Here is a 20,292-nt window from a genome sequence, read left to right as displayed (position 1 = left end):
TCGATATTCCGCCAGTTGAACCACTCTTCCTCCTGGCGAATTTTCGACAGTTTGAAGGTTGCTGGAAGCACCTTCTCGTATTCACGCCAATTTGTAACCTCCTTGTAGCTCCGTGCTTTCACTCTTCTTTGCATTATTCCAACTTTCACGTTTGACGTGCTGGCATCCACCTATTTCTATCTCCAATTCAGTCACGGCAAAGCGCTTCCTGAGGCGCCCAATATAGATTATACAGTCTGCATAAATCTGCATAAGCAGACTGCTACGGGCTGCATAAACATAAACCGGATTATCATCCGAAATAAGATAACCTCCTGAATCTACATAATTTCGGAAAATTAATGCCCGATTCCCTCATTGGTTTATACAGACTGCATAAATCGTTTTGTGACGGTCAGGCGGTCCGCACGTTCTGCCGGAATCCACTCGGATCACCCTGCCCTCAAAAACATCGCTGTTCGTTGACCGCCCGCCGCCTGCCGGTGGGGCCAATTAACTCACCGAAATCTTTTTGATTCATTTCATGGGACCCATGAGGTGCATTTCAGCCATAAAAATCGAATCCGAGGAGCGACCGATGTACAACGACTCCAACGACCTCAAGGCCGACAAGGCAGGCGCCGAGAAGCCGACCGATTTTGAGAACGCCTCCGTGCTTTCCGTCCGGCTCCATGACGCCGCGAGCGGCCGGATCGGCGTCAGCCTCCGGACCGACGACGGACCGGTGCCTTGTTTCGCGCCGTTGAGCGGGAACGCCGGGCTGTTGTCCAGGATGTTGTTAAGGAGGCAATGGATGGAGCGATTCAACGGTTTTTTGAAAGACTCGACCATTTTTACCGCCAGTGTTCGTGAATTACACCGGCACTTCGGGGTGCCCTTGTCCGTTACGTGTACAGGCGCACGGCACGGGTTGGAAAAGGTGCCGCCCAGTTCCGTCGGAAAGCCCCGTGCCAACCCCAAGGCCGAGGAAGATAATTCATGGAACGTATCACATGACCCACCGAAGCGAAACCCAAAATCCGACCCTTAAGGCCGTGAAATGCCTCAAGGAGATCGGGTTCGACCTGACCCGCATCCGCAAGGCCCTGCCGGCGCTGACGGGCATCACCCATCCCAGGACGGCCGAGATCCTGGGGGGCTCCCGCCAGTCTGTGGCCAGCACGATGAACGCGGCGCGGGAGAACTTGGGTATGCAGGCCCGGCTGGCCGGGGTTTACGGGGTGCCGGTCCATGAGATTATCGATGTCAAGTGCCTGAGCGCGGCCTGTCGGGCTGAGAGCGGGAAGACGGGGTATCGGCACGCGGCTGATTCCGCCATTGGGGACCTCCTTTTCCGCCATGGATAGCCGACGGCCGGCGTCCCGTCAGCACCAATTATTGAGGCGGTTTTCGCCTTCGAATTTCCGGAGCGAATATGGAGGCCGAAAAGTCGAGGTGAAAATCCAAGGCGAAGTTGGTCACCCTTGTTTGTGTCGGGGGGTCTGCGGATGAAGGATCCAAGGGGATACGGCAAGATTTTCGCGGACATGATCGACCAGCAGGCCAAGTTCCACGACCGAGGCGAGTTGTTCCGGCTGCTCGTTGTGTCGCGCAACCAGTTCTACAGCGTCACCAACCCCAACCGCACCACCAGCGGCGGCAACCCCTACCCTTTTCCCCTGGAGTGAATGGTGCGGGCCACGCGTGAATTCAAGAATTTCGACCTCATCGGGGCGGTGTCCAAGGACTGCTGCGGGGTGTTCACTTCTTACAATGAGATCGACGACCTGGATCAGTCCGACGCCCCGCGGGTGCTGGATGCTTTAAGGGAGATCGTGGGCCGCGTGACGAAAAAGGAGCGCGAATGAGGCGCCGCTACCTGCTTTTGCGTTTGTGCCCGGACCCTGCCCGCGCCGCGGTGCTGGCCGAGGGGTTTTTCGAGCCGGACTAGGCGCGGCGGATGAACGAACGGATCGCCGGCTATGCGGTGCCCTGGTACCCGGCGCCGAGGAGGGAGGATACGACCATTGGCAAAACCGCAATGTCAAAAGTATCGGCACGGCGGAGATCGAGGATTTTCTTAACGCCGAGCACATCAGCGCCAGGAATGAAAACCCCATCAGCGGCAAGACCCTGGCAAACCTGCGCTCCTCCATTCATCAGTTCTGGGTTTGGTTGGGCCGCCGCGAAAAGCCCATCGATATACCGCAGATCCCCGAAGTATCGAATGCACTGGGATGGCGCACCGTGGTGGATGTCGCCACGCAACAGGCCAATATCGAGCGCATCAGGGCGCTGTCGTGGCACATTTGCCACAAGATCTGGGGGGTGCATATCCTGTCGCACAACCCCGAAGTGTGCCCCGGGGATCTGTTGCAAGTGGCGGAGCAGGACCTCCTCACGGACCAAGACATCATCATGATAAAGTGGCCCAAGGAGGGCACCCTCAAGGGCAAGCACGCTCACCTGTGGCCGGAAGAAGCCGCGCTGATCCGAGCTTTCCCACCGTCACTGCCCACCGTCCCGTTTTTCCGACACTCTGCCGGGGTGTCCGGTGTCAAAGCCGGCGAGCGGTTCGGGCCCACATATCTCAACTGCTGGGTGGGCCGCGCCTGCGACGGATAGGGTATGCAGCGCATCGGACTCTATGCCCTGGTCAAGCACAGCACCATATCGGCGCTATCCACTCAACTGACACCGGAGCAGATCCGCCGCGGTGGGTCTAAGCACACATCAAGAGCAATCGAGCGTTATTTACTTCCGAAAATCGGGGAGACAAAGCGGGTGCAGGAAGCGATCAAAAACATGCGCACGAAAGCTTAAGTGTTCACCTTTGCCCGCAACCAAACCGCAACTCATAAAGGTGGCAAGGGAAATATATGAGTAAGATATGATAGGATAAAACTGGAGGCGGCATCCGGATTCGAACCGGAGAATGGAGGTTTTGCAGACCTCTGCCTTACCACTTGGCTATGCCGCCAATAAAAATGGAGCGGGAAACGGGATTTGAACCCGCGACTTCGACCTTGGCAAGGTCGCACTCTACCACTGAGTTATTCCCGCTCAGTTTGAAAAGCTGTAAATACCGCCAAAATAGGTCCTTGTCAACCAAAAAAATCAGCGGTGCAGCAATCGCCGGTAACGCACGAAGTAGTCGATGCCGGACCACAGGGTGAAGATCAAGGCACCCCAAAGAAAGAACATGCCGATGACATGGATATCGATCCCCAGGTAGGGATAGTGGACGATCAAGGGGATGGCGGCGGCGATCTGAAAGCCGGTTTTGAGCTTGCCCAGCTTGGATGCCGACACATCCTCGCGGTGCTCGGCCATCAGGTTGCGCAGGCCGGATACGGCCAGCTCGCGGCCGACGATCACGCACACCACCCAGGCCGGCACCCACCCCAGGGCGGTCAGCATGATGAATGTGGATGCCACCAGCAGCTTGTCGGCCACCGGGTCCATCACCTTGCCCAGGTTGGACACCATGTTATGCCGACGGGCCAGAAAACCGTCGAAGTAGTCGGTGATGGCGGCGATGCTGAAGATGACGGCGGCCAAAAAACAGGTAAAGCGATTGGGCACCATTAGCAGCATGATCACCAGGGGAACGGCCAACACCCGGAAAAGGGTCAGGGTGTTGGGGTCTTTGAGCCGGTTTTGAACGCGATCCGGAATACGCATGGGACCCTCTTCCGCGGAATGCTTGCTTTCCTGTGCAGGCGGCTTGCCTTTTCGGGTGGATGCCGGCGCCGCGGCGGCTTGTTGCCGGCCGCGGCGCGCCTGCCGTTTATGGAACGGGTTACTTCTTGGCCTTGTTCCAGTCGTCGAGAAAGGCCTTGATGCCCTTGTCGGTCAGGGGGTGGGCCGCCAGTTTGCTCAGCACGTTGAAGGGGATGGTGGCGATGTCGGCGCCCATCAGGGCCGATTCCAGCACGTGAATGGGATTGCGCACGCTGGCCACGATGATCTCGGTTTCGAAGGCGTAGTTGCTGTACATCTCCACCAATTGTTCGATCAGCGCCATGCCTTCCTGGGCCAGATCGTCCAGGCGTCCCACGAAGGGGCTCACATAGGTGGCCCCGGCCTTGGCGGCCATAAGGGCCTGCAAGGGGGAAAAGACGAGGGTGACGTTGGTTTTGATGCCGTCGGCGGTCAGTTGGCGCACCGCCTTGAGGCCGTCGATGGTCATGGGGATCTTGACCACGATGTTTTTGTGAATCTTGGCCAGTTCACGTGCTTCGCGCACCATGCCCTCGGTGTCCAGGCGGATCACCTCGGCGCTGATGGGGCCGTCCACGATGGCGCAGATTTCGGTGATGATCTCTTTGAAATCCCGGCCCTCCTTGGCAATCAGGCTCGGGTTGGTGGTCACGCCGTCCACCATGCCCATGGCGTTGGCCTCTTTGATCTCGTCGATGTTGGCCGTATCGATAAAAAATTTCATGCAATCACTCCTTTTGGGCCGCGAACCGGTCGCGGCATTCTTCACTGCAAAACAACAACTCCTGTCCGTCCACGTTCAGGGGCACACCGTCGCGGCGGGCGAAATAGACGCCGCACTGGGGATCCTGCACGAGGTCGTCCGCCACCTGCTTGGACGATCGATGTTGGGTGTGCACCCGGCGGTTGCCGCCTCCCATCCAGGATTTGACGGCCCGGTAAAGCAAAAGGGCCAAACCGGCCCATATCAGCAGTCGAACGAACATGGTCTTATGCTTTGGCCTTCTTCAACCAGTTGGTTTAAAAGAGATTCCACCGTCCGACCCAATACCGGATGCACAATCGAGCCGTCTATATCACAAATGGGCTGCAACACAAAGCGCCTTTTGTGCATGCGCGGATGGGGCAAAATCAGCCGCGGCGATTCAATGACCACCCGGTCGAAAAAAATGATGTCCAGATCGAGCACCCGCGGTCCGAAGCGCACGCCGCCGCCGGCGCGGCCCAGGGCCCGCTGTACCGCCTGGGTGCGATCCAGCAGCGCCTCCGGCGATAAGCGGGTGCTCACCTGCATCGCCGCATTGAGAAACCACGCTTGATCCACGTAGTCCACCGGCTCGGTTTCGTAAAACGGTGAGCGGGCGATCAGCCGCACCGTCTCATCGGCGCACAAAGCCGCAATGCCCTTGCAACAGTTGGCCAGCCGATCCCCCAGATTGGAACCGATGGAAATGAAAACCGTGTGCGATGGCATGTTATGCATTTCCCGCCGCATGGATCACCGGATGGAGGAGTGAGACGGCGCCCTTGCTCAATAGCGCCACCCTTCGGGCCACAGCCGTCCTTCGTAAATCACCCGGGCATCCCCTTCCAGGGCCACATCGGAAAAATCTTGGCCGGTGCGTTGAAAATGGACTTTGAGCAGGCTGCCGCCGCGGGTGGCCAGGGTGACGGGCGAGGGGTGATCGTGGCGCAGGGCCAACACCAGGGCGGCGGCGCTGACGCCGGTGCCGCAGGCCAGGGTTTCGCCCTCCACGCCCCGTTCGTAGGTGCGGATGGCCCAAGGCCCCTCGCCGACAGGCGCGATAAGATTCACATTGGTGCCGGCGGGGGCGAAACGGGAATGGTAGCGGACGGCGCTTCCCAGGGCGCCCAAGTCCACCGCGTCCGCGTCCGGCACCTCGATGACGGCATGGGGCACCCCGGTGTTCAGGTGGCTGAGGGTGATCCGGCCGTCGGGCAGGTCGATGGTCTCCTGTATCACGATATCCCGCGGATCGGACATGCCGACGCGCACCTGGTCGCCCCGGACCCGGGCGGTGATGACGCCGGCCAGGGTTTCGAAGGCCATGTCGGCCGGGGCGATGCCGTTGAGGTGGGCAAAACGGGCCGCGCAACGGGCGCCGTTGCCGCACATCTCGGCCACGCTGCCGTCTGCGTTGAAAAAGCGCCACTGGAAATCGACACGCCGGGAGGGTTCGATCAGAATCAGTCCGTCGGCCCCCACCGACATGCGTCGCCGGCAGGTCATGGCGACGAAACGGGGCACTTCGACGGTTTCGACCACACCGGCGCGATTGTCGATGATGATGAAATCGTTGCCACTGCCGCTCATTTTCCAGAAAGGGATGGGGTTCATGGTCTGTCTCGCGCTGGGTTACCGTTCGGGGCGGGATGGCCGCTTACCGCGTTGCAAGGATGACGAGCTTGCCTGATGCACCTGCCTTGCGTCTACTGTTGTGGATCAATGGCCGGCGCGCGTGGGTCCGTCGCTTCTTCGACGGACGGAACGATGCCGGGCGCGGCAGGTGGTGGTTGCGCATCGTCGGGCGAGCGGTCGATGACGACGGGGTCGCCGTCCGGCCCCTGATCGCCGCCGGCGCCCAGAGCACGCACCGTGTAGGTATAGCGGAAACCGTCCGACACCTGTTCGCTGAAGGTGATGGTGCGGCTGTCCTTGTCGGCCTCGATGGTGCCGGCCCGCTGGTAGACTACCGGGCATCCCGGGCAGGACGGCTGCGCCGGATCGGCCTGGGATCGCAGCACCAGGTAGCCGGCCACGCCCTTGGCGCCCGTATCGTGGCGCCATGTCAGGGTGACGGTGTCCCCTTCCAGAATGCCTGTGAGCCCCGCCACCGCCGGTAGCGGGGGGCGCTTGGGCGGCACCGGCGGCCCCTTGACGCCGCAAGCAGCAAGCAGCATGGCGCCCAGCAAGACCGCAACACCGCTTCGCCAACGTCCGAACCCGCCTGGTCTCATTATCGTCACCTCGATCAGTTCACTGTTGCAAAGGCACGATGCCATCTTGCGGACACATCGGCACCTTTCACGCCGCCACCTTTTCTTCCGCCAACCGCTTGCCGGCCGCTGCGATGGCGGCCCGCACGTTCTCCGTGGCCGTCCCGCCGTAAGATTGGCGGCGGTTGATCATGTGCTCCAGGGTCAAGTGATCGAAGAGATCCGCCTCGATGACCTTGGAGAAATTCTGCAACTCCTGGAGGGTCAGGTGGTGCAGCTCCTTACCCTGGGCCAGGGCGTGGGCCACGCAGCGACCGGCGATGCTGTGGGCGTTGCGAAAGGGGACCCCCCGCCCCACCAGGTAGTCGGCCAGGTCGGTGGCGTTGAGAAATCCTACCGAAGCGGACTGCCGCATGACATCGGGTTTGACTTTGATGGTCGGCAGCATTTTGATGGTGATGTCCAGGCACCCCTGCAGGGTGTCCACGGCGTCGAACAGCGGGGGTTTGTCTTCCTGCATGTCCCGGTTGTAAGCCAGCGGGAGGGACTTCATCAGGGTAAGCAGGGCCATCAGGTCGCCGAAGACGCGGCCGGTTTTGCCGCGGATCAGTTCCGGAATGTCCGGGTTTTTCTTCTGGGGCATGATGCTGCTGCCGGTGGAGAAGGCATCGGCCAGCTCGATGAAGCGGAATTCGGAAGAAGACCAGATCACCAGTTCCTCGGACAGCCGGCTGAAATGGACCATGCAGATGCTGGCGGCCGCCAGGAACTCGAGAATGAAATCGCGGTCCGCCACCGCGTCCATGCTGTTGGCCGCCACGGCCGGGAAGTGCAGCAGTTCGGCGGTGTAATGGCGGTCGATGGGATAGGTGGTGCCGGCCAGGGCGGCGGCCCCCAGGGGCATCACGTTGGTGCGCTTGAGGCTGTCGCCGAACCGCTCGGCATCCCGGGTGAACATCTCGTAGTAGGCCATCCAGTGGTGGGCCAGCAGCACCGGCTGGGCACGCTGCAGGTGGGTGTAGCCGGGCAGGATCACATCCAAGTGCCGATCGGCCAGGGCCACCAGCACGCCGCGCAGGGCGCGCAACCCTTCAATGATGCGCCCGGTGGCGTCGCGCAGGAACATGCGGGTGTCCAGGGCCACCTGATCATTGCGGCTGCGGGCGGTGTGCAGCTTGCGGGCCACCTTGCCCACCTCCTGCAGCAACCGCGCTTCGATGTGCATGTGGATGTCTTCCAGGCTGTCGTCGAACTGGAAATGGCCTTGGTCCAGCTCCCGTTGAATGCGCCACAGCCCTTCCACCAGGGCGGCCGACTCATCCTCGGTGATTACACCCACCTTGGCCAGCATGCGGCAATGGGCCACGCTGCCTTCGATGTCATAGGGGTAAAGCCGTTTGTCGATCTGGATGGAGGATGTAAAGGCCTCCACGCTGGTGTCGGTGCGCTCGGCAAACCGGCCGTCCCACGGTTTCTCACTCATGTAAGCGTTCCTTCTATTGCTGCTTGTCCTGCATCAGTTTGCGAATTCTGAGCCGCAGGGCGTTGAGGCGGATGAATCCTTCGGCGTCCTTCTGGCTGTAAACCACATCCCCTTCGAAGGTGGCATGGGCTTCGCTGTAAAGAGAGTAATCGGATTTGCGGCCCGTTACGGTGCAGGCGCCCTTGTACAACTGCAGGCGCACCACGCCGGCGACATGCTGCTGGGTGTCGTCGATCATGGACTGCAGCAGCAGCCGTTCCGGTGCGAACCAGAAGCCGTTGTAGATCAATTCGGCATACTTGGGCACCAGGCTGTCGCGCAGGTGGTGCACTTCACGGTCCAGGGTGATGGACTCCATGGCCATGTGGGCCTTGCGCAATATGGTGCCGCCGGGGGTTTCGTACACCCCCCGGGACTTCATGCCCACGAAGCGGTTTTCCACGATGTCCACCCGGCCGATGCCGTGCTTACCGCCCAATCGGTTGAGGGCCGCCAGCATGTTGGCCGGAGAGAGCGGTTCGCCGTTGAGGGCCACCGGGTTGCCCCGCTCGAAAGTGATCTCGATGGTCTCGGGGGTATCGGGCGCCTCCCGGGGCGATACGGTCAACTGAAACATGTCATCGGTCGGCGCCTGCCACGGGTCTTCCAGGATGCCGCCCTCGTAGCTGATATGCAGCAGGTTGCCGTCGGTGCTGTACGGCTTGGCGGGCGTGGTGGGCACGCGGATGCCGTGCTTTTGGGCGAAGGCCATCAAGGCGGTGCGTGAATCCAGATCCCACTCGCGCCAGGGGGCGATGATCTTGATCTGCGGATCGATGGCCAGGTAGCTCAACTCGAACCGCACCTGGTCGTTGCCCTTGCCGGTGGCGCCGTGGCTGACCGCATCGGCCCCTTCCCGCTGCGCGATCTCCATCTGCCGCTTGGCGATCAGGGGTCGGGCGATGGAGGTGCCCAGCAAATACTCGCCCTCGTATATGGCGTTGGCGCGGAACATGGGAAAGACATAATCCTGTACGAAAGTCTCCTTGAGATCTTCCACATAGGCCTTGACGGCCCCGGTGCGCAGGGCGTTTTGCTCCACGTCGCCCATGGGCTCGGGCTGGCCCAGGTCGGCGGAGAAGGCTACCACTTCGCACTGGTAGGTTTCGATCAGCCATTTGAGAATCACCGAGGTGTCCAATCCACCCGAATAGGCCAGCACCACTTTTTTGACTTGGTCGTTCACGGAAGTCCGCTCCTTTATCCGGCCGCGCCGGCAGTTTCATGTGTTTACGTCACGGTCACAAGTGAGGGCCTGCCGCCGATCCGTCGGGCCGCGGCACGCCATGTAAATCCCTACCGTTGCTTGTCGGCGCCTGAAAGCACCTTGTCCAGGCAGACCATGAGGCCGTCGATCTGCTCCGGGGTAACAATCAGGGGCGGTGCGAAACGCAGGATGTTGTCCTGCACGCAGTTGATCAGATAGCCCTGTTCCATGCATGCGCGCACGATGGGCGCAGCGGGACGATCGATGCGGGCCGCCACCAGCAGCCCCATGCCGCGGATCTCCTGGATCGCCGCGTGCTTGGTTTTCAATCGCATCAAGGCCTCGCGCAGGTAGGCACCGGTTTTCGCCGCCTGTTCCAGCACCCCCTCCTCGGTGAGGATTTGCAGCACCTTGAGGGCCACGGCCGTCACCAGGGGCGTGCCGCCGAAGGTGCTGGCATGGGCGCCGGGCACGAAGGCCGCCGCCACTTTTTCGGTCGCCAGCATGGCGCCGATGGGCAGTCCGTTGCCCAGGGCCTTGGCCAGGGTCATGATGTCGGGGGTCACGCCGAAATGCTCGTAGGCGAACAGTTTGCCGGTGCGGCCGATGCCGGTCTGAATCTCGTCGAAGATCAGCAGACAGCCGGTCTCGTCGCACAGCCGGCGCACCTCGGCCAGGTAGGCTTTGTCGGGCACCACCACCCCGCCCTCGCCCTGGATCGGTTCGAGCATCACGGCGCAGGTGGCCGGCCCCACCAGGCAGCTCAAATCCTCGATGTCGTCGAAGGCGGCGTAGTCGAACCCTTCCAGGATGGGATCGTAGCCCTTGCGCACCTTCTCTTGACCGGTGGCCGAAAGGGTGGCCATTGTGCGGCCGTGAAAGGATTGCTTCATGCTGACCACGCGGTAGCGCTCCGGCGCACCCTGGTCCTTGAAGTACTTGCGGGCCAACTTGATGGCCGCCTCATTGGCCTCGGCGCCGCTGTTGCCGAAGAAAACCCGGTCGGCGAAACTGTGGGCCGTCAACCAGGCGGCCAGCTCGGCCTGGGGGCCGGTGTAGTAGAGATTGGAAACATGCCACAGGGTGCGGGCCTGCTCGCTCAACACCGCCACCAGGTCCGGGTGGCTGTGCCCCAGGTTGCACACCGCGATACCGGCGATGAAATCGGTATAGGCGCGCCCTTGATCATCCCACACGGTGCACCCCTGCCCCTTTACCAGAGCCAGTGGAAACCGGGCGTAGGTGTTGGCAATGTGGGCATCGGCCAGTTGTTGAATATCCATTCGCTTCTCTCCCTGTCGCCTAGCGCAACGTCACTTCCGTTCCGATCCCCTGGTCGGTGAACAGCTCCAGCAGGATGGCGTGCCGTTTCTTGCCGTTGATGATGGGCACCTTCTTGACCCCGCCCTTGAGCGCCTCGATGGCGTACTCGATCTTGGGAATCATGCCGCCGGTGATCTGCTGCGATGCGATCATCTCCCGGGCCCTGTCGGCATCCAGGCTGGAGATCAACCGGCCGGCTTCGTCCAGCACGCCGTCCACATCGGTCATCAGGATCAGGCGGCCGGCGTTCAAGGCCATGGCAATGTGGCTGGCCACCAGGTCGGCATTGATGTTGTACGTCTCGCCCTCGACACCCACCCCCACCGGGGCGATGATGGGAATGAAGCCGTCCTTGGTCAGGGTGTGGATGATGGCCGGGTGCACCTGGGTTACCTGCCCCACCATCCCCGGGTCGATGATTTCCGGGGGTTTGGCCATGTCTTCCTGGAAGACGATCTGCATTTTACTGGCCTGGATCAGTCCCCCGTCCTTGCCGCTGAGCCCCACGGCCCGCACCCCCTGCTGATTGAGCTGGGCCACGATACTCTTGTTGATCTTACCGCCCAGCACCATCTCCACCACATCCATGGTGGGCGCATCGGTCATGCGCATGCCGCGCACGAACTTGGGCCGGATGCCCATCTTGTCCAACACCTGATTGATCTGGGGTCCACCGCCGTGCACCACCACCGGGTGGATACCGATGAATTTGAGCAGACTCACGTCCCGGGCGAAATCCACCTTGAGCTGCTCATCCACCATGGCATGCCCGCCATACTTGATCACCACCGTCATCCCCGCAAACCGCCGGATGTACGGCAACGCCTCGATCAATATCTCCGCCACACTCGCCCGCGGCACCCCATTCTCAACACTCATTCGCTTCGCCCCATCAAAAAATTAAAACGGTAGCATTCCACAACTTAAAACTTAACACTTAACACTTGATGGTCTCGTAAAAAGTCGGCCCCCAGCTGGAGGACGATAAATGCAATACGTAAAATGAATTATCGATCAGCAAATGAATGGTTGACAATTCGCCCTTTTGCTCTTTGAAAAAACAAAAATTACAGCCTTTGTCTGCCATTACAGCATACAGGGGTCCGGATCCGGCACCATTCGGGCCGCTCTGGCCGCAGCAGTGCGAAAGATGTTGATGGCCAAGGCTTTGAGCACCGCACATAATCGTACGGCCTTCATACCTCGTACGCGAAGGCGCTTGACTCCGGTGCGCCGGTCATACTCCGACATGGTGGCTTCAACCCCTGCGCGCCATCGATATTGTTCTGTGAAGCTGTCGCTGCGTTCGTATTGTCTGCGGACCGCTATGCGGGCCTGCTTGGCATTAAAATGGATGAAGTAATGCTTGCTGCCTTTTTTAACAGGGCATATGGGCAAGTCGGGACAGCTCTGACAATGCTGTGCATCAAATCCGACGCTGATGGTTTTTCTTTTTTTGACACGTGCAGGCTCATGACCACAGGGACAGGCGAGCACTTGCGCCTGTTCGGTCCATTGGAAGTCAGCAAGGCTCAGCTTGTCTTGTTTTACGGCCCCCATGGCCGGAGCGATCAACTCCACGTCCTGTTGCCTTGCCGATTCGACGTTGTTATCGCTGCCGTACAAGGCGTCGGCGGTCAACTGTGCGGGTTTGAGATCGCGCTGTTTTGCCGCCTCGATGGCGGGAACCAGTGCATTGGCATCGGACCGATGGGCCTGCTCGAGCGCAACATGGGTGATCAGATTGACGCGCTCCGGCTTTTGCTGCGGATCATCGCAATAGGTTTCCATGATCTGCACCTGGTAACCTTGCCCTTTATGGCCGCTGTAGGTGGCATCCGGATCGGAAGGGTTTTGCAATGAGTCCGATACGATCTGCTTGGGCGCTTTGAGCTTGACGGGGCTGTGCGCATCACCGGTCAAATTGCACTGTTCGGACAACACCCGTACAAGCAACTTGTAGCTGTGCATGGAAACGACCGGCTTCATCGCCTTGAACTGCTCAACCAGCTCAAACAGATCCTTGCTTACCTGTGAAAGGGTTTTTCGGGCTTCGGATGGCTTTACTCTGGAAAAACACCCCAGGGCCTCTTTGCTCAGGTAGGTGTCGACAATTTTCTGATTGACGCTGTTGAATTGATCCTGGTGCTGGCGTTTGAGATTGACCAAAAACTTGTGGATACATTCACTGAAAATGCCGATGCGCCCCAGCCGCCGCATATTGGATTTGATATGAACCGAGTCGATGCACTGTTTTTCCGTATCGACATTGAACGCTGTTGCCAACTGCTTGGTGGCATTGTCGAAGATGACATCTTCAAGGTTGTTGCGAGCCACCGTGTTGCGATTGTTCCACAAGGTTTTGGGGGAAAGGTATTTGGCCGTGTCCGAATCCTCAGTGATGTTCAGCGCATAATGCCATTGGATGTTGAACGAAAACTGCTGGACCGTATCTTCATCGGTCAAATCGAAAGTCTGTTGCAGGACAAGCGCACCGAGCATGGCATAGAGCTCTTTGGAAGGCCGACCCACTTGACTGTCAAAATGCTTGATGATCTTATCGACCGGCAACGTGGGAAGGATGTGCTGCCTGAACAGCCCCGGCCATCCGGTATCGAGCATTTGGCGTCTTTTGGGACTGAGAAAGTCCCATGGATCGAAAATGTAGAGCTGATTTGGACTTTTCACCGTGATCATAGTTTCGACCTTAACCTTTTGAATTGTTTGTTTTTCCATAGCAAAAACCGAAGTAAAAGGCAAGGCCTGATTTTTGTTTTTCTATAAAATTTTCAACCGCTTGAGTCGTTTTGGACTTTTTACGAGACCATCAACACTTAAAACTATCTTTCTTTATAAAATATACCGACTCAAATCCTCATCCCCCTTGATCTTCTCCAACTTGCGATCCACATACTGCGCATCGATCTCAACGCTGCGCAAAGCGGGGTCGGGGGCTTGGAACAGCAAATCCTCCAGCAAGTACTCCATCAAGGTGTGCAGTCGGCGCGCGCCGATGTTTTCGGTGCGCTCGTTGACCTCCTGGGCGATGACGGCGATGCGCTGCACGGCATCGTCGGTGAAGCGCAGCGCCACCCCCTCGGTTTCCAGGAGCGCCTGGTATTGCAGCAGCAGGGCATTGCGCGGCTCGGTGAGAATGCGCACGAACTCGGCGGCGCCCAGGTCGTCCAGCTCCACCCGGATGGGAAAACGGCCCTGCAGCTCGGGAATCAGGTCCGACGGCTTGATGGCGTGAAAGGCCCCCGAGGCGATGAACAGCACATGATCGGTGCGCACCGGTCCATACTTGGTGTTGACCGTGCTGCCTTCGACGATGGGCAGCAGGTCGCGCTGCACCCCCTCGCGGGAAACCTCGGGCCCCTGGCCCTGGTGCTTGCCCACGATCTTGTCGATTTCGTCCAGGAAGATGATGCCCGCCTGCTCCACCTTGGCCACGGCCTCGCGCACCACCTTGTCCATGTCCACCAGGTTCTGGGCCTCCTCCTGGGTCAACATCTCCAGCGCCTCGGGTATCTTGACCTTGCGGCGCTTGCGGCTCTTGGGCATTAAACCGCCCAGCATGTCCTTGAAGTTGATGCCCATCTCCTCCATGCCGGCATTGGAGAAAATTTCCACCATGGGCATGTTGCGGTCGGACACCTCCAGGTCCACATAGCGGCTGTCCAGCTTGCCGTTCTGCAGCATTCGGCGCAGCTTTTCGCGGGTGGAGGCCTGGTCTTCGACGGGGGCCGGCAATGCCGTTGCGTCCCCTTGCGGAGGCGCATCCGGCCCGGGCGAGGCACTGCTCCCCGTTTTGGGCAGCAGCAGATCGAGCAATCGCTCTTCGGCGATGGTGCGGGCCTTGTCCCGCACCGCCACCTGCTCGCGCTGACGCTCGGCGTTGACGGTCAATTCCACCAGGTCCCGCACCATGGACTCCACATCCCGTCCCACGTAGCCCACCTCGGTGAACTTGGAGGCCTCCACCTTGAAAAAGGGCGAATCGGTGAGCAGGGAGAGCCGCCGGGCGATTTCCGTCTTGCCGACACCCGTGGGGCCGATCATGATGATGTTCTTCGGTGCGATCTCGTCCCGCAGCGCTTCGGCCACCTGTCGGCGTCGCCACCGGTTGCGCAGGGCGATGGCCACCGATCGTTTGGCCTTGTCCTGGCCGATGATATAGCGGTCCAATTGGTCGACAATTTCGATGGGTTTCAAATCATGCATCAGCGGTCAACTCTTCGAAGGTTAAAAACTGGTTGGTGTAGACACAAAGATCGGCGGCGATCTGCATGGCCGCCTCGGCCACTTGTCTGGCGTCCAGGCTGCTGTGGCGCATCAGGGCGACGGCCGCCGCCTGGGCCGCCACGCCGCCCGAACCGATGCCGATGACCCCCTCGTCCGGTTCGATCACATCGCCGGTGCCCGAAATCAGGAACAGTTTCCGGGGGTCCGCGGCGATCATCAACGCTTCCAGCCGTCGCAGCACCTTGTCGGTGCGCCAGTCGCGGGCCAATTCCACGGCGGCGCGGGTCAGGTTGCCGTTGTACCGTTCCAGCTTGCCTTCCAACCGCTCGGAAAGGTTCATGGCATCGGCCGTGGCCCCGGCAAAGCCCACCAGGATGCGGTCGTTGTAAATGCGGCGCACTTTGCGCGCCTGGTGCTTGATCACCGTGGCGTTCATGGAAACCTGTCCGTCGCCGGCCAATACCAACTTGCCGTGGTGACGCAAGGCCAGAATAGTGGTGCCGTGGGGGGTGTTCGCGGCATAAGTGTTCATGGAGGCCATCCTTCGACAAAAGAGATCACCGCCGGGGATGGGCCTTGTCGTAGGCGGCCATCAGGCGATCGATGCTCACATGGGTGTACCGTTGGGTGGTGGAGAGGCTGCGGTGCCCCAGCAGCTCCTGCACCGCCCGCAAATCGGCGCCGGCATCCAACAGGTGGGTGGCGAAAGAGTGGCGCAGGGCGTGGGGCGATACCGGCACCGGCAAACCGCAGGCGCGGGCGAAGCGTTCCACCACCCGGGCGATGGAACGCGTGGTCAGGCGGCCCATGCGGTTGTTGAGAAAGAGGGCGCCGCCGGCCGGTGCCGAAACGTCTGCTGCGGCAAGCGCCTGCCGATAGGCCTCGATGGCCGCCAGGGCCTTGCGCCCGACGGGCACGATACGTTCCTTGTTGCCCTTGCCCAGAACGCGGATGGTGCCGTTGCGAAAATCCACGTCTTCCACATCCAGTCCCGCCAGTTCGGAAACCCGTACGCCCGCCGAATAGAGCGTCTCGAGCAAGGCACGGTTGCGCAGTCCGAGGAGCCCCTCCGGCACCACTGCTTCCAGCAGCCGGAACATGTCGTCCACCACCAGATAAGTGGGCATGGGCTTGCCGTGCTTGGGCGCCCGCGCCCCCTCCACCGGGTTGTCTTGCAAAACGCCGGTCTTGTGTAAATGGCGAAAGAAGGACCGGATGGCGGCCACCTTGCGGGCGATGGTCGTTTTGCTTTTTTTCTGCCCGTGCAGTTGCCCCAGGTAGCGCCGCAGGGACAACCCGTCCACCTGGTCCAAGCCCACCCCGGCCAGCTGTTCCCGGTCCAAGGGTGCGTCCGCCGGCCGGTCGGCCAGGAAAGCGGTGAACGCCAACAGGTCGTTGCGATAGGCGCGCACGGTATGGGGAGAGAAGCCCTTTTCGGCGGCCAGGCGCTCGAGGTAGGTCTCGATGCAGGCGATCAGGCAGTGGGTGGTCATCGGACGGTATCGCCCCTTTACGACCCCTTTTTCGTCGGTCCGGCACGAACCGGCGGATCATTGTCCGCCCGGGCTTAAGCCGCGCGCCGGGTCTGCTTTTTCAGCCGGGCAATCTGACGGCGCAAACGGGTGGCAATGGTTTTATCCTTGGCCGCCAGAGCTTCACCGCGCTTGGCCTTGAGGGCTCGGATCTTTTCCTTCACCTTTTTGGTGTCCACGCTGCTATTGGTCTTGGGCGGTTCGGCGATCCCGCGCTCTTCACGAATGGTGGTCAGCAGTTCGGCCTTGTTCATGCCGTGCACACCGACGATGCCTTCGATCTGCTTGGCGATCTCACGCAGTTCGACCACCGTCATTTTCTCCAGCGGTTTTTCTTTGTCACCTTTTTTTTTGGCCCCCATGGTCCATCCTTCTCCTTGGTTCGATTGAATTGGGTTCCGGTGTCGCAAAGCACCTGCGGAGGCCCGTGGAGCCTCCGCGACGAAAATTTGCGACTCGTTTCCTTCCCTAAAGCATCGCCTGCGGCGCGAATTTCAGCCGCGGTGATTCGGCAACCGCAAACAGCGGGCGGTGGCTGCGAGCCCCTTGCAAACGAGGCCGGCGGCGGCGACCGTACCATACCCTTGCCGGATGGGCACTAACTAACCTATGGCGCAGGGAATTGTCAACCGGGCATTGGGCCGTCGCCGTGCTTAGGGCTTGCTTTACCTATGTTGAACTGTCGCTCAGGACTTGCCGCCCAAGGCCCCCCTGAGCAGGTCGAGGGGCAGAGGAACGATGGTGGCGTTGCTCTGGTTGGCCATCTCGCGCATGGTTTGCAGGTAGCGCAATTGCAGGGCCATGGGATGATGGGCGATGATTTCCGCTGCATCGGCCAACCTTTGGGCGGCCTGGAATTCGCCTTCCGCGTTGATCACCTTCGCCCGCCGTTCGCGCTCGGCTTCGGCCTGCTTGGCCATGGCGCGCTGCATCTCCGTGGGCAGGTCGATGTGCTTGAGCTCCACCGTGGCCACCTTGATGCCCCAGGGATCGGTGTGGGTGTCGAGAATCTCCTGCAACTGGGCGTTGATCTTGTCCCGTTCACTGAGCAGCTCGTCCAGCTCCGCCTGGCCGCAAACGCTGCGCAAGGTGGTCTGGGCCAACTGGGACATGGCGTAGGCGTAGTGTTCCACCTCCACGATGGCTTTGACGGGGTTGACCACCCGAAAATAGATCACCGCGTTGACCTGCACCGAGACGTTGTCCCGGGTGATCACGTCCTGGGGATCCACATCGGAGGCCACCAGGCGCATGCTCACCTTGACCATGCGATCGATGACCGGAATCAGGATGATCAGTCCCGGCCCTTTGGCCTTGATCACCCGCCCCAGACGGAAAATGACGCCCCGTTCATATTCGTTCAAAACCTTGATGGCGGAATATAAAAAGAAAAGCACCAGTACGACAATGGTGATAACGGGTGTGAGCATGCCGACCTCTCTTTCTCATTGCATGGTGGTGTGTTACGAACGCGCACCGAAGCGACAAGCCGATTGTCGCGCGCGTTAAGGGTTCAGGAATCGATGTCGGTGCCGGCTTTTGCCCGGATGGTTTGGTGGTCGACGGCACCGATGTGTTGCATCCGCGAGGGGACCCGGCAAACGGCGCGCTAGCGGTTCCGGCCGCCGGCCTCATCGGCGGGCCGGGCGGTCAACACAAGCCCCTCCACCGCCGTGACCCGCACCTTGTCCCCCAGCTGCACCGGTCCATCGAAGCGTGCCCGCCACAGTTCGCCGTGGACCTGCACCTTGCCTTCAGCACCGTTGACCTGCTTGACCAGGCCCACTTCGCCCACCAGCCCTTCGCTGCCGGTGTAGGGGCGGCGCACATGGGCCCGCACCACCAGGGTGACCGCCATGATGAAAAAGCCGCTGATGGCCGTCACCGTGGGAATCATCACGCGCCAGGCCACTTGGAATTCGGGCCCGGCCCCCTTGAACAGCATCATGGAACCGAGGAGCATGGAGATAACGCCGGCCACGCTGAGCATGCCGTAGCTGGTCACTTTGATCTCCAGGATGAACAGCACGGCGGACAGCAGAATCAGCAAAATGCCGGCGATGTTGACCGGCAGGGTCTGGAAGGCGAAAAAGGCCAGAATCAGAGCGATGGCCCCCACCACCCCCGGAAAGATGGCCCCGGGATTGGACAGTTCGAAGTAAAGCCCCGCCAGCCCGATCATAAAGAGGATGTAGGCGATGTTGGGATCGCTGATGATCTTGAGAATGCGGGTCCGCAGGTTGGGTTCGATCTCCACCACCTGCAACCCTTCCAATTCGAGCACTACGCCCTTGTCGCTGACCTCGCGACCCTGCAACTGGGCGATCAGGTCGTCCAGATCGGTAGCCACCAGATCGATCACGTTCAATTCCAGCGCTTCGTCGGCGGTCACCGAAACACTTTCGCGCACCGCCTTTTCGGCCCACTCCGCGTTGCGATTGCGCCGCTCGGCGATGCCCTTGGTGAAGGCCACCAGATCGCTGACCACCTTTTCGGCCATGGTCTCATCCAACCCCTGGCCGCCGGCGCCCACGGGATGGGCGGCACCGATATTGGTGCCCGGCGCCATGGCCGCGATGTCCGCCGCCATGGTGATCATCACCCCGGCCGAGGCGGCCCGCGCCCCGCTGGGCGAAACATAGACCACCACCGGCACCAGGCTGCCGTAGATGGCTTGCACGATTTTGCGCATGGCCTCCACGCTGCCGCCCGGTGTATCGAGCAGGATCACCAGGCTGGCGGCCTGGTGGGTCGATGCGGTTTCAATGGCATCTTCGATGAATTCCGCCACGCCCGGGCCGATGGGGTCGGCCACGGTCACGGTCATGATTTGACCGCGGTCGGCCTCTTCCACGGCCCCCCCAAGGGTCGGCAGCATCAGCAGCATCAGGGCGGTTATGCACAGGGCTATCCATCGCATGAAACGGACTCCTCATTGTGGGGTCGGCGTCGTCTATACACTATATATCCTACCGTGGGAGTCGCAATAAGGCCATTATCTTTTGGACATCATCCCAAACGGCCCTTTTCTGGTCGGGGTTATGCAGCAGATAGGCGGGATGGAAGGTGGGCATCACCTTGATGCCGTGTCGGTCGTGAAAACGGCCGCGCAGCCGCGATATGGGCAATGGCGATTCGAGCAACGCCCGGGCGGCAAAGGTGCCCAGGGCGCAAATCACCTCGGGCGCCACGGCACGAATCTGGCGTTCCAGAAACGGCAGGCAGGCCGCAATTTCCTCGGGGGCGGGGTTGCGGTTGCCCGGCGGGCGGCATTTGATCACATTGCAGATATATACCTCTTCGCGGGTCAGTCCCATGGCGGCGATGATGCGGGTCAACAGCCGCCCGGCATTACCCACGAAGGGCCGTCCGCTGCGGTCCTCCTCGCCCCCCGGCGCCTCCCCCACGAACATCAGCCGCGCCTTGGGATCGCCTTCGCCGAACACCAGATGGGTGCGGCCGGCGCTCAAGCCGCATCGGCGGCAGTCTCCCAGGTCGGCTTGAATGTGCGCCAAATTCTCGCCCGCAGGTTTTACATCCGCGCCCGGCGGTTTCACGGCCGCGCTTTTGGGCCCCTCGGCCGCGGAGCGCAACCACCCCTCCGACAGCGCGATGGAGCGCGGGTTGCAATCAAAACCGCGGCAGCCCCAGCGCTCCAGTTGCACAAGAGTGTCCCGCAGGGCGGTCAAGGTATCGTTCATGGTTTCAGGGATCTGCATGCCAACCGCTCCAGGGGCCGACCAAACAAAGCCGGCGGGGCAACGGTCATCGGCCGCCGCCGCCCATGGGTTCATCGTTCGCCG

Annotated in this window: 24 protein-coding genes and 2 tRNA genes; 6 read left to right on the top strand and 20 right to left on the bottom strand. The window is 60.7% G+C overall.

Annotated elements, in window-relative coordinates; genetic code table 11:
• The first annotated feature begins 577 nt into the window (after positions 1-577).
• The 6 genes from MRX98_RS18540 (at position 578) to MRX98_RS18515 (ending at position 2,802) form a co-directional block, all read left to right on the top strand.
• Positions 578-1,030 (top strand): hypothetical protein, encoded by a 453-nt coding sequence (locus MRX98_RS18540; RefSeq protein WP_246913560.1) that lies wholly within the window; start codon positions 578-580, stop codon positions 1,028-1,030.
• The gene (locus MRX98_RS18535) at positions 993-1,346 is read left to right on the top strand and encodes a hypothetical protein (protein ID WP_246913558.1); all 354 of its coding nucleotides are present in this window, start codon (positions 993-995) and stop codon (positions 1,344-1,346) included. The genes MRX98_RS18540 and MRX98_RS18535 overlap by 38 nt, the downstream gene beginning before the upstream one ends.
• A gap of 141 nt (positions 1,347-1,487) precedes the next feature.
• Positions 1,488-1,667: a hypothetical protein gene (locus MRX98_RS18530; protein ID WP_246913556.1), complete on the top strand. Its 180-nt coding sequence runs from the start codon at positions 1,488-1,490 to the stop codon at positions 1,665-1,667.
• Positions 1,668-1,847, top strand: coding sequence for a hypothetical protein (locus tag MRX98_RS18525; protein WP_246913554.1), 180 nt, complete (start codon positions 1,668-1,670; stop codon positions 1,845-1,847). It abuts the gene before it with no gap.
• Positions 1,848-1,872: 25 nt separating this feature from the next.
• Positions 1,873-2,604, top strand: a complete 732-nt coding sequence (locus tag MRX98_RS18520) for a hypothetical protein (RefSeq protein ID WP_246913552.1) — start codon at positions 1,873-1,875, stop codon at positions 2,602-2,604.
• A 3-nt stretch (positions 2,605-2,607) separates the two neighbouring features.
• Positions 2,608-2,802, top strand: coding sequence for a hypothetical protein (locus MRX98_RS18515; protein ID WP_246913551.1), 195 nt, complete (start codon positions 2,608-2,610; stop codon positions 2,800-2,802).
• A gap of 82 nt (positions 2,803-2,884) precedes the next feature.
• On the opposite strand, the gene MRX98_RS18510 is transcribed toward MRX98_RS18515, so the two are convergent.
• The 20 genes from MRX98_RS18510 to MRX98_RS18415 form a co-directional block, all read right to left on the bottom strand.
• Positions 2,885-2,959, bottom strand: a tRNA-Cys gene (locus tag MRX98_RS18510).
• Positions 2,960-2,967: 8 nt separating this feature from the next.
• Positions 2,968-3,042 (bottom strand) — tRNA-Gly (locus MRX98_RS18505).
• Positions 3,043-3,096: 54 nt separating this feature from the next.
• Positions 3,097-3,663 carry a CDP-diacylglycerol--glycerol-3-phosphate 3-phosphatidyltransferase gene (pgsA, locus tag MRX98_RS18500; protein ID WP_246913549.1) on the bottom strand — a complete coding sequence of 189 codons (567 nt, stop codon included), beginning with the start codon at positions 3,661-3,663 and terminating at the stop codon, positions 3,097-3,099.
• Positions 3,664-3,781: 118 nt separating this feature from the next.
• Positions 3,782-4,426: a fructose-6-phosphate aldolase gene (fsa, locus tag MRX98_RS18495; RefSeq protein WP_246913547.1), complete on the bottom strand. Its 645-nt coding sequence runs from the start codon at positions 4,424-4,426 to the stop codon at positions 3,782-3,784.
• Between the two features lie 4 nt (positions 4,427-4,430).
• Entirely contained in the window at positions 4,431-4,688 is a 258-nt protein-coding gene (locus MRX98_RS18490; RefSeq protein ID WP_246913545.1) for a hypothetical protein, read from the bottom strand.
• Entirely contained in the window at positions 4,670-5,176 is a 507-nt protein-coding gene (gene folK / locus MRX98_RS18485; protein WP_246913543.1) for a 2-amino-4-hydroxy-6-hydroxymethyldihydropteridine diphosphokinase, read from the bottom strand. Before folK ends, MRX98_RS18490 begins: the two co-directional genes overlap by 19 nt.
• A gap of 57 nt (positions 5,177-5,233) precedes the next feature.
• Positions 5,234-6,061, bottom strand: coding sequence for a diaminopimelate epimerase (gene dapF / locus MRX98_RS18480; protein WP_246913541.1), 828 nt, complete (start codon positions 6,059-6,061; stop codon positions 5,234-5,236).
• A 92-nt stretch (positions 6,062-6,153) separates the two neighbouring features.
• Positions 6,154-6,681 carry an LPS translocon maturation chaperone LptM gene (gene lptM / locus MRX98_RS18475; protein WP_246913536.1) on the bottom strand — a complete coding sequence of 176 codons (528 nt, stop codon included), beginning with the start codon at positions 6,679-6,681 and terminating at the stop codon, positions 6,154-6,156.
• Positions 6,682-6,748: 67 nt separating this feature from the next.
• The gene (argH, locus tag MRX98_RS18470) at positions 6,749-8,143 is read right to left on the bottom strand and encodes an argininosuccinate lyase (RefSeq protein ID WP_246913535.1); all 1,395 of its coding nucleotides are present in this window, start codon (positions 8,141-8,143) and stop codon (positions 6,749-6,751) included.
• Positions 8,144-8,156: 13 nt separating this feature from the next.
• A complete protein-coding gene (locus tag MRX98_RS18465) occupies positions 8,157-9,368 on the bottom strand; it encodes an argininosuccinate synthase (RefSeq protein ID WP_246913533.1) in 1,212 nt (403 codons plus the stop codon).
• A 110-nt stretch (positions 9,369-9,478) separates the two neighbouring features.
• Complete coding sequence (locus MRX98_RS18460) at positions 9,479-10,672, bottom strand: acetylornithine transaminase (RefSeq protein WP_246913531.1); 1,194 nt, start codon at positions 10,670-10,672, stop codon at positions 9,479-9,481.
• A 19-nt stretch (positions 10,673-10,691) separates the two neighbouring features.
• Complete coding sequence (gene argB, locus MRX98_RS18455; RefSeq protein ID WP_246913529.1) at positions 10,692-11,591, bottom strand: acetylglutamate kinase; 900 nt, start codon at positions 11,589-11,591, stop codon at positions 10,692-10,694.
• A gap of 207 nt (positions 11,592-11,798) precedes the next feature.
• Positions 11,799-13,409, bottom strand: coding sequence for a transposase (locus tag MRX98_RS18450; RefSeq protein ID WP_246913527.1), 1,611 nt, complete (start codon positions 13,407-13,409; stop codon positions 11,799-11,801).
• A 153-nt stretch (positions 13,410-13,562) separates the two neighbouring features.
• Entirely contained in the window at positions 13,563-14,936 is a 1,374-nt protein-coding gene (hslU, locus tag MRX98_RS18445) for an ATP-dependent protease ATPase subunit HslU (protein WP_246913526.1), read from the bottom strand.
• Positions 14,929-15,489, bottom strand: a complete 561-nt coding sequence (hslV, locus tag MRX98_RS18440; RefSeq protein WP_246913524.1) for an ATP-dependent protease subunit HslV — start codon at positions 15,487-15,489, stop codon at positions 14,929-14,931. Before hslV ends, hslU begins: the two co-directional genes overlap by 8 nt.
• Before the next feature lie 25 nt (positions 15,490-15,514).
• Complete coding sequence (gene xerA / locus MRX98_RS18435) at positions 15,515-16,450, bottom strand: site-specific tyrosine recombinase/integron integrase (RefSeq protein ID WP_246913522.1); 936 nt, start codon at positions 16,448-16,450, stop codon at positions 15,515-15,517.
• Between the two features lie 74 nt (positions 16,451-16,524).
• Positions 16,525-16,851: a Rho termination factor N-terminal domain-containing protein gene (locus tag MRX98_RS18430; RefSeq protein WP_246913520.1), complete on the bottom strand. Its 327-nt coding sequence runs from the start codon at positions 16,849-16,851 to the stop codon at positions 16,525-16,527.
• Between the two features lie 324 nt (positions 16,852-17,175).
• On the bottom strand, positions 17,176-17,919 hold the full coding sequence (locus MRX98_RS18425) for a slipin family protein (RefSeq protein WP_246913518.1): 744 nt from the start codon (positions 17,917-17,919) through the stop codon (positions 17,176-17,178).
• Between the two features lie 179 nt (positions 17,920-18,098).
• Complete coding sequence (locus MRX98_RS18420) at positions 18,099-19,409, bottom strand: NfeD family protein (protein ID WP_246913517.1); 1,311 nt, start codon at positions 19,407-19,409, stop codon at positions 18,099-18,101.
• A 49-nt stretch (positions 19,410-19,458) separates the two neighbouring features.
• Positions 19,459-20,208 carry a uracil-DNA glycosylase gene (locus tag MRX98_RS18415; RefSeq protein WP_246913515.1) on the bottom strand — a complete coding sequence of 250 codons (750 nt, stop codon included), beginning with the start codon at positions 20,206-20,208 and terminating at the stop codon, positions 19,459-19,461.
• Positions 20,209-20,292: the final 84 nt, after the last annotated feature.

Origin of the sequence: Desulfatitalea alkaliphila, from assembly GCF_022968795.1 — a bacterium.
GTDB lineage: Bacteria > Desulfobacterota > Desulfobacteria > Desulfobacterales > Desulfosarcinaceae > Desulfatitalea > Desulfatitalea alkaliphila.
This window is presented reverse-complemented; position numbering and strand designations above follow the sequence as displayed.